Source organism: Pseudoalteromonas sp. AOP7-A1-14 (assembly GCF_052376275.1).
In the GTDB taxonomy this organism is placed as follows: Bacteria; Pseudomonadota; Gammaproteobacteria; order Enterobacterales; family Alteromonadaceae; genus Pseudoalteromonas.
On record NZ_JBQSVO010000141.1, the window covers coordinates 1 to 8,803 of the forward strand.

At 40.6% G+C, this 8,803-nt stretch carries 7 protein-coding genes; 4 read left to right on the top strand and 3 right to left on the bottom strand.

Annotation, left to right across the window (positions count from 1 at the left end; all coding sequences use genetic code 11):
• From ACT3RM_RS16035 to ACT3RM_RS16050, 4 genes are all read left to right on the top strand, one after another.
• A partial coding sequence (locus ACT3RM_RS16035) for an efflux RND transporter periplasmic adaptor subunit (RefSeq protein ID WP_441995281.1) occupies nucleotides 1-860 on the top strand: 860 nt, incomplete at its 5' end.
• Nucleotides 860-4,045, top strand: a complete 3,186-nt coding sequence (locus ACT3RM_RS16040) for an efflux RND transporter permease subunit (RefSeq protein WP_441835565.1) — start codon at nucleotides 860-862, stop codon at nucleotides 4,043-4,045. The genes ACT3RM_RS16035 and ACT3RM_RS16040, both read left to right, overlap by 1 nt.
• Nucleotides 4,045-4,728, top strand: coding sequence for a response regulator transcription factor (locus tag ACT3RM_RS16045; protein WP_441835566.1), 684 nt, complete (start codon nucleotides 4,045-4,047; stop codon nucleotides 4,726-4,728). Before ACT3RM_RS16040 ends, ACT3RM_RS16045 begins: the two co-directional genes overlap by 1 nt.
• A complete protein-coding gene (locus tag ACT3RM_RS16050) occupies nucleotides 4,725-6,011 on the top strand; it encodes a sensor histidine kinase (protein WP_441835567.1) in 1,287 nt (428 codons plus the stop codon). The genes ACT3RM_RS16045 and ACT3RM_RS16050 overlap by 4 nt, the downstream gene beginning before the upstream one ends.
• Before the next feature lie 56 nt (nucleotides 6,012-6,067).
• On the opposite strand, the gene ACT3RM_RS16055 is transcribed toward ACT3RM_RS16050, so the two are convergent.
• From ACT3RM_RS16055 to ACT3RM_RS16065, 3 genes are all read right to left on the bottom strand, one after another.
• Nucleotides 6,068-6,298, bottom strand: coding sequence for a hypothetical protein (locus tag ACT3RM_RS16055; RefSeq protein WP_441995279.1), 231 nt, complete (start codon nucleotides 6,296-6,298; stop codon nucleotides 6,068-6,070).
• 271 nt (nucleotides 6,299-6,569) lie between these two features.
• Nucleotides 6,570-7,427 (bottom strand): MBL fold metallo-hydrolase, encoded by an 858-nt coding sequence (locus ACT3RM_RS16060; protein WP_441835568.1) that lies wholly within the window; start codon nucleotides 7,425-7,427, stop codon nucleotides 6,570-6,572.
• A 642-nt stretch (nucleotides 7,428-8,069) separates the two neighbouring features.
• Nucleotides 8,070-8,456 (bottom strand): hypothetical protein, encoded by a 387-nt coding sequence (locus tag ACT3RM_RS16065; RefSeq protein WP_441835569.1) that lies wholly within the window; start codon nucleotides 8,454-8,456, stop codon nucleotides 8,070-8,072.
• Nucleotides 8,457-8,803: the final 347 nt, after the last annotated feature.

An 8,803-nucleotide genomic window follows, 5' to 3' on the forward strand; every position in this document is an offset into this window, starting at 1 on the left:
GAGTTAAAAAAGACCAAGTGCTTGCACAAATAGATAACACCGAATACCTACAAGCAGTCGCAAGTGCTAAAGCCACTCTTGCCGATGCCAAGCTTGCTCTACAAGAGGAGCAAGACTTAGGTAATCAGGCAAAACGTGAATGGCATCGCTCAGGCGTAACACAAGCGCCAAGCTCGCCCTTAGTATTTCGAACGCTACAGCTAGAAGCCGCACAAGCGACGGCCGATAACGCGCAATACGCATTACAAACCTCACAGCGTGATGAAAAAAACACCCATATAAGTGCGCCGTTTGATGCTGTTATTTTATCGCGCGATGTAGATTTAGGTACCTATGTGAGCATTGGCGACACGCTCGCTACATTAAACAGCACCGACAAAGTGGAAATTAGCGTACCGCTTTCATTAAGTCAGTGGCAAAACCTGGCAAGTGATAAGTCGGGTGAGGTTATTTTAAGCGATGTAACAACACACAATCAGTGGCAAGGTTACATAGCTCGCTTTGAGCAGCACCTTGACGACAGCTCACGCCAACGAAGTGTAGTGGTTGCGCTAGATAAACCCTTTGAACAAGCAACACCGTTATTACCAGGTACTTTTTTAGCGGTACAAATTGCCGGTAAAGTGCTTAATAACGTAATTAAATTACCAGCTTCTTCGGTATCGCAAGAGGGACTAATTTGGTACGTAAACGAGCAAAACACGTTAGTGAGCGTTAAAGCGCAAAAGTTATTTGAGCGTGGTGATTACGTTTATATCTCACCTATTGAAGGGCAAGCTAATTTACGCGTTGTTGCACGCCCGCTAGTAAGCTACCTAAACGAAATGTTAGTAAACCCAGTTGTTGAGGAGATGCCATAATGAGCTCGCATCAAGCACCGCAATTACCTAACAATACTAACCCTTTGCACGGTATTATTAGCTGGTTTGCTAATAACTCTGTGGCGGCTAATTTGTTACTAATTAGCGTAATAGTAATGGGTATAATGTCGCTTTCTACCTTGCGTAAAGAGGCGTTTCCAAGCCTTGAGCCGGATACTATTTCGGTATCGGTGGTATACGACAGTGGCGATGCCTTACAGGCAGAAGAAGGCATTGCGCTAAAAATAGAAGAAGCCCTTGAAACCGTACCCGGCATTAAGCGTATTACCTCTACATCCGATGCCAGCGGCAGCCATGTAAGCATTGAGAAAAAAACTGACTATTCACTTAATGAATTACTCACCGATGTAAAAAACCAAGTGGATGCTATAAATAACTTTCCGGCAGATGCCGAGCAACCCGTTATTGATAAAGCCCGCAGACAAGATCACGCATTAACCTTGCAACTATTTGGTGATGCCGATCGTCATACTTTGCAAAATTTAGGGGAAAGATTAAAAGCCGATTTACTCGCACAGTCAGGTATTAGTGATGTTGAGCAGTCTGGCGTATTAGATCCTATGATGTCGATAGAAATCGATGAAGGTAAATTACAAGCCTATGGCTTAACATTAAGTGATGTGAGTGAGGTGATAAACAACGAATCATCAAGCCCACTTTCATCAAGCTTGCGCGACAGTAATAAGGTTATTCGTTTAAAAGCAGCCGACCAAGCTTATTGGCAGCGTAACTTTGCAAATATTGTGCTTTTAACCACGAACACCGGTACGCAAATTAAACTAGGTGATGTAGCAAACGTTACCGATACGTTCGCTGAAGATACTAATTCATTAAGCCGTTATAACCAACAAAGTGCGATAGGCATTGAAATTTTAATGGATGAAAACAGTGATATAACCACGGTGGTTAAACAAGCAAAAGCTGTAATCGATAGTTGGCATGAGCGCGGTTTACTCCCTCAAAATGTAGAACTTGAGAGCTGGTACGATAAAAGTACATTAATTACCGAGCGCCTGTCACTGCTTACTACAAACGCGGTTACCGGTATTATTATGGTGTTTGTTATTTTAGCTATATTTTTAAATGTACGCGTTGCATTATGGGTTGCTGGTGGTCTTCCATTTGTATTTTTTGGCACCCTGTATTTTATGACCGACAGTTACACCGCGCTGACCATAAACGAAATGACCACCTTTGGCTTTATTATGGCGCTTGGGATCGTGGTAGACGATGCCGTAGTAGTGGGGGAAAGTATTTACACCACTCGGAAAAAACACGGCGACACCCTCAATAACACTATTTTAGGCACCATGAAGGTGGCTGTACCCACTATATTTGGCGTGTTAACTACTGTTGCTGCGTTTATGGCGCTTTCGAATGTATCAGGTAATCTAGGTAAAATTTACGCCCAGTTTGCAACGGTCGTTACTATTTGTTTATTGCTTTCAGTTGTTGAATCAAAACTTATTTTACCGTCGCATTTGGCACACATAAGCACTAAACGCCAGTTAAAATCGGGTATTAGTGGTTTATGGTCAAAGGTGCAGCACGGTGCAGACAGCGGTCTAAACTGGTTTAGCTTAAATGTTTATAGCCGTGTAATAGAGTGCTCATTACGTTTTAGGTACGCTGTTGTTGCCACATTTATTGCTTTTTTTATATTGGTTATTGGTATGCCTATGACAGGCGCAGTAAAAGTAGGTTTCTTTCCAAGTATTTCTGGCGATACTGTGAGTGCAGAGCTTGTTATGCAAAATGATGCAGCGTATGGGCAAACTAATAAAAACTTGTTAGCGCTTGAGCAAAGTGCAATTCAAGCACAGCAAAATTTAATGGGTAAGTACGACTCACAAGAGAGTGAAATAACCAGCTTACAACTTGTTAGCAGCAGTGATACGAGTGGTACTGTTACGATTGAATTACTTAACAAAGGCGCTTTTACAGCAAGCGAGTTTGCACAAGAATGGCAACGTTTAGCTGGTACGCCAGAAGGGAGTAAAAAGCTACAAGTTTTAGCTACGCGTAAAATGGTGGATAACTTTAAAGTAGAGCTAAAAGCATGGGATGATGAAACTGTTATGGCCGCAGGCGCACTGTTTAAAGAGCGCTTACAAAACACTGCTGGTGTTAATGGCATAGACGACAACTTAAACCCAGGCCTACCTCAGCTTAAATTTACCTTAAATGCACAAGGTCGCGCATTAGGGATGGATACCGCCACGTTATCGAATCAGGTTTTGCAAGCGTTTGGTGGTGCAATTGTACAGCGTTACCAACGTGATAAAGACGAAGTGAAAGTGCGCGTACGCTACCCAGAAAATGCGCGTAAAACACCAGCCGATATCATGCAATCGCGTATTAGATTACCGGATGGTACCGTAGTACCTTTAGTTAACGTAGCAACTATAAGTAGCGAATATCAACAAGATGAAATAACGCGTATTGATGGCTTACGTGCAATTTATTTAAGCGCACAAGTAGATAAAAGCGTAGTAGCGTCTAACGAATTGGTTGCCGACTTAAGCCGCGATTTAGTGCCTGAGCTTACTAAGCAGTTCCCTAACTTAAGTATTCACTTTGCTGGTGAAGCCGAAGAGCAAGACGAAACAACAGGCTCAATGGGTGCCATGTTTTTAGCAGCGTTACTCGTTATTTATGTGTTGTTGGCTATTCCGCTAAAATCGTATATTCAACCTATATTGATTATGGTGGCGATTCCGTTTGGTATTGTGGGGGCTATTTTAGGCCATTGGTGGAATGACTTAACCATAAGCATACTTTCTTTAAATGGTATTTTGGCGCTCAGTGGTGTGGTAGTAAACGACAGCTTATTACTTGTTTCACGCTTTAACGAACTGGTAAAAGATAAGGGCATGAATACACACGATGCTATTGTCGAGTCGTGTACTAGTCGTTTGCGTGCAGTAATGCTTACTTCAATTACAACGTACGCAGGCTTAGTGCCGTTATTAAGTGAGACATCATTGCAGGCACAGTTTTTAATTCCAGCTGCCGCATCGCTTGGTTACGGTATTTTATTTGCAACCGTAATTACATTAATACTAATACCGGCATTATTAATGATTCAAATAGACATTAAGCGCTTAATTGCTAATGTGTTAGACTTTTTAAGTGGTAAACGCACTCAAGGAGCAGCCTCTTAATGATAAACGTACTACTGGTTGAGGACGATATAGACCTTGCAACAACAATTGTAGATTACCTCGATATAGAAGACATTGAGTGTGACCATGCAAGCAACGGCGTTTTGGGCTTAAATTTACTGCAAATTAACAACTATCAAATGATCATTTTGGATGTAAATATGCCTAAAATGGATGGCTTAACAATGTGTAAAACATTACGTGAGCAAGGTCAGGACACTCCCGTGCTTATGCTGACTGCTCGCGATAGCCTCGACAACAAATTAGAAGGCTTTGCCGTTGGTAGCGATGACTATTTAGTTAAGCCCTTCGCTATGAAAGAGCTTGTAGCGCGTGTGCAGGTACTGGCAAAGCGCAAAAGCGGTGAGGCAAAACGCCTTACTTTGGCTAATTTAAATTTAGATTTAACCAAGCGAAGTGCGGATGTTGAGGGGCAAACACTAAAGCTATCGCCGATTGCGTTTAAATTGCTAGAAACCTTAGTACGCAGTGCGCCGCAGCCCGTTACGCGCAGCGCCATTATGCAAACTATATGGGGTGAAGAGCAGCCTGACAGCAACAGCTTAAAAGTGCATGTGCATCATTTACGTAAGCAGCTAGAAACAATCACACAACAGATAAAGCTTGAAACCATTCCCAGTGTGGGCTTTGCAATAACAGCCAATGCAGGGCAATCACAATGAAAATAAGGCCAAGTTTAAGGATCTACTTTTTTGCCAGTATGGTGGTGCTTAGTTCTGCTATGGCGATTGGCTATTCATTTTTAAGTGTAAATTACTTTGTTGATGGCCTAGATAAAGGCTTAAACGGAGTGATGCTAAAGCTAACGCAAACAATAGAAGTAAATGCAGGGGAGCCCAAAGACATAATAGGATTTACTATTGCGAGCCGCTGGGAAGATATGCCAAGCATTATTAAACAGCGTTTTAAAAAGCCAACAGAAGTGGGGCTACTACATAAAAGAAAAGATCAGTCGTGGCTGTTTTCTATGCCCGAAAATCTCTTTTTTGTAGTGTATTATCCAAATCCAGAAGGTGAGCCGCGTTATGTATCGCGCATTATGCTCGAAAAGGACCGGCCCACAGCCATTGCCAATATAGAACCAGAACAACGCATGCTATGGATAGCCGTAACCGGTTTTGCTGCCATTGTGTTATTTGCGTTTTTTTTGTTTATGGTAATGAAAAAAATAGCCAAGCCTGTGGAGTCTTTGCGAGCGTGGGCTAAATCGCTAAATCAAGCCAATTTGCAGCAAACACCGCCTGATTTTACTTATAATGAACTCAATGTTTTAGCGACATTAATACGCAGTAGCTTGCTTTCAGCCAACGAAAGCGTAGAGCGCGAACAGCACTTTTTAAGTTATGCTAGTCACGAGCTACGAACGCCGATTTCTGTTATTCGCAGTAACGTTGAGCTACTCAATCGCTTAAGCGAAAAAGTGCCGTTAAGTGATAAACAACGGCTCACCCTTGAGCGAATAGAGCGCGCCGGTTTAACCATGAGCGACCTAACCGATACGCTATTATGGCTAAGCCGGAACGAAGAGCAACAAAGTAGCCCAGAGCCCGTAAACATTGGCGATAAAATATCGACCTTAAGTAGCGAGCTTAATTATTTACTTATAGCTAAGCACGTTAACGTGGCTTTAAGCACACAGCAAGGTTTTGTTATTACAACCGATGCGACTGCTTGTCATATTGTACTGACTAACTTAATTCGTAATGCCTATCAACATACACAAGTGGGGCAAGTAGATATTTCGCAGCAAGGCAGTAAAGTCACAATCGTTAATTGCAGTGAGCAGGACGATACCCCTAACGCGAGTGAGCCCTCAGCAAAACACGCCAGTATAGGTTACGGACTAGGCCTGCAATTAAGCGAAAAAATAATTAAACGCCACGACTGGTGTTACGAGGTAAACGATGAGCCAGGGCGCTATGAGGTTGTGGTTGATTTTAGCTAGGTGCACTTGAGGTTATTTTAATATTATAAATAACCTCATTACCGCAGTGGGATTAGTTAGCCTTTACAATGCCAGTGGTCTTTGTGCCTGGTACAGGCTTTTTTTGCGGGTTTTGTTTTAACTACTATGATGTTAGGCGAATTGTGCCCAGCAACCGGTAAAGGAGCGACCACTTTAACCGTTTTTTTATAAGGCTTATGCACAGTAGGACCTTTTTGATAGACAGTACACCCATTCATAGTAAATACCATTGCTGTTATACCAATAATTTTTAAAGATAAGTTCATCGATATTTATCCTGTTCGGCTTTATATTAGTTTTAAGATAAACCTTTTTTTGTATAGTGCTGTCAATAAACGTAAGAGGTGTGTAAATGTTGCTTGGCGCATTACACTAACGTTGCATATTTTAAAAAATCCACATGTTCGAAGTGTTAAAGGCTTTTACTTTAAGTAGAGAGTTTTTTAAGGAAAAAAGAGCGGGTTACAAAGGCAGTTGCGCCCTAATGCCTTTGTATTTGAATATTAGATTTGCACAAAAAAGTAAGGTCTAAAAAACTTATAAATCGCTGCGCCAGCCCATGCCAGACTCTTCCATTAAGCGCTCGTATACACCTTCAATATTAAGTGGCAGCCACGCTTTGTATTGTTTTAAATCTGCAAACTCATCGAGTTTAACGTTTTGTTTTATTTCATCAAGGCTTTGCCCTGCAAGCGCACCTGCCGTAACTTGGCTGTAAAGCTGCTCTATATAGCTTAAGTAACGTGCTACATCAGCTTTATTACCTATATCGGCATGGCCGCCCACAAAAGTATTAAAGTCGTAATTTAAAACCACTTGGGTTGAATTAATCATGCCTTGAATATCGTAGCTCCAAAGCTTTTGCCATGGCATTCTGCCAATGACTATCCAATCGACCACAAATAGTGTTTTTTGTTTTTCGAACAGCATACTTACTGAACCTCGACCATCGTTAGGGCCGTGGTAGTTTAGTTTTAAGGTTGAGTCACCAAGGGTAAGTATTAGCTCGTCATCAAAAGTAAGGTTAGGCATCACTGTTTTTATTTGTGTGTTTTTAATATCTTGCGCGGTAAGTTTGTGCGCAACAAAGGTTGTGTGTGGGCTTTTAAATACTTCAGCACCATAAATATGGTCGCTGTGATTATGACTATATACAACGTATTTAATGGGAACGTTAAAACGGGTTTTAATTTGCTCATTTAGCCATGTGGCGGCTTTTTTATTAAGCGGGTCGGTAACTATTGCGCCTTGTGGGGTGATTAAAAATACCGAGCGGTGTCTGTCGTCAATAAAGCGGTGGAGGCCATCGCCTAAATCTTCTATTTCATAACTTTGCGCCATAAACCCAATAAATAGTAGGTTGGTGGCAAGTAGTGTTTTTAATAAGCGAATCATGCACATTCCAGTTAAACGTTATTAGTAGTAAGTAAGAAAGTGCGAGTAAGAAAAAAATTTCATTTAATAGGAAACCAAAGGGGCAGATCTTGACTTAATACATTAAAGACCTAGGTTTATAGTTAGATTAACTGAGTCGATTGCTATGTCTAGGCTGCTGCGAATAGAGTTAGAGAATGTGTTTTATCATGTCATAAATCGTGGGGAAGAGCGTGAAAATAGCTTTTTGAATGATGATGACTTTTAGTATTTTATATTATATTGAACAAGCTTCGGTTTAATATTGAAGTGTATTCGTATTGTTTAATGATCAATCATTGCCACTTGCTAATAAAAACTATGCTAATTTAGGGTGAGCCATGAAATATATGAATGGTCTAGTTATTCAGTATTTATCAAAAAATCAGCGACGCTTAATTGGCTCGTTTGAGATTTTATATTTTCGCGGCAAGGTAAAAAGCGCTCAATAGATGATGTTATTGCTTATTTAGCTAACTATATTGATGATGCGATAAAAAACTATGGTAGCCAAAATGAGAAAGCAAGAATATACAAAACCTATTTGAAATGGCTTAAAGAGCCGACTAGTTACTAAGCATTATTGATGATTAATTAAAGCCATTAGTTTTGGATTTTAATGAGTTATATTGAGTCTTGCTCGGGTTTTGTTCCAAGTAAGACGTCAATATAGGCAACCTCTTCGCTAAAAATACCATTAATAAATGCACTTTGCTCGCTAATTACACTGTCATTTGGCTGTGCTTTGTAGTCTTTTTGGCATCTGAGAAGTTCGCAGGCTAACCACTGACATTTGTCGTTTGCTGTATTTATTGCTGTTTTTAAAAAAGATGACCATTTTATTTTTTGTAAATTAAAACGGTAAAGTGTGACAGCAATATCACTATAAGCTTTTTGCTCAGGCGAGGTCACGTTATCACTAGTTAATGTGTAATTATATGAAAGCTTGCTGTTGTTCAGTGCTTGTTGCAGTGAAATTTGTTGTGATTTACTTAAGAAAGTCGTGGTCATAACGTATTGAAGGCCTCTATAAGCGGGTTACAATTAAGTTTAGATTGTTAGGGGGAAGCAAGGCGTTAAATGACTCATGCAGCACCGAAAAATGTAGTAATAGTGATAGCAAAATAGGGCTGACTCTTTACTGAATTAAGCGAATACAATTGTAATTGGTGGGAGTTTAAATTGTAAAGCTAGCGAGGGCTGTTTTTATTGTTACCTTTTTTATTACTTGGTGGCGCTTTTACTTGTTTTTCGTGTCAATGCTCTTCTTTTAACTGGGAGAGGTTACACAGTTTTAGTTTCTTCGCATTTGCAAAGTCGACATAAAACTAGACGCCCATTAAGATAGACAAAAGTAC

Excerpts from the sequence above, each read along its gene's own strand:
- ACT3RM_RS16055 (WP_441995279.1), bottom strand. The coding sequence starts at position 6,298 with ATGAACTTATCTTTAAAAATTATTGGTATAACAGCAATGGTATTTACT.
- ACT3RM_RS16050 (WP_441835567.1), top strand. The coding sequence starts at position 4,725 with ATGAAAATAAGGCCAAGTTTAAGGATCTACTTTTTTGCCAGTATGGTG.
- ACT3RM_RS16065 (WP_441835569.1), bottom strand. The coding sequence starts at position 8,456 with ATGACCACGACTTTCTTAAGTAAATCACAACAAATTTCACTGCAACAA.
- ACT3RM_RS16060 (WP_441835568.1), bottom strand. The coding sequence starts at position 7,427 with ATGATTCGCTTATTAAAAACACTACTTGCCACCAACCTACTATTTATT.
- ACT3RM_RS16045 (WP_441835566.1), top strand. The coding sequence starts at position 4,045 with ATGATAAACGTACTACTGGTTGAGGACGATATAGACCTTGCAACAACA.
- ACT3RM_RS16040 (WP_441835565.1), top strand. The coding sequence starts at position 860 with ATGAGCTCGCATCAAGCACCGCAATTACCTAACAATACTAACCCTTTG.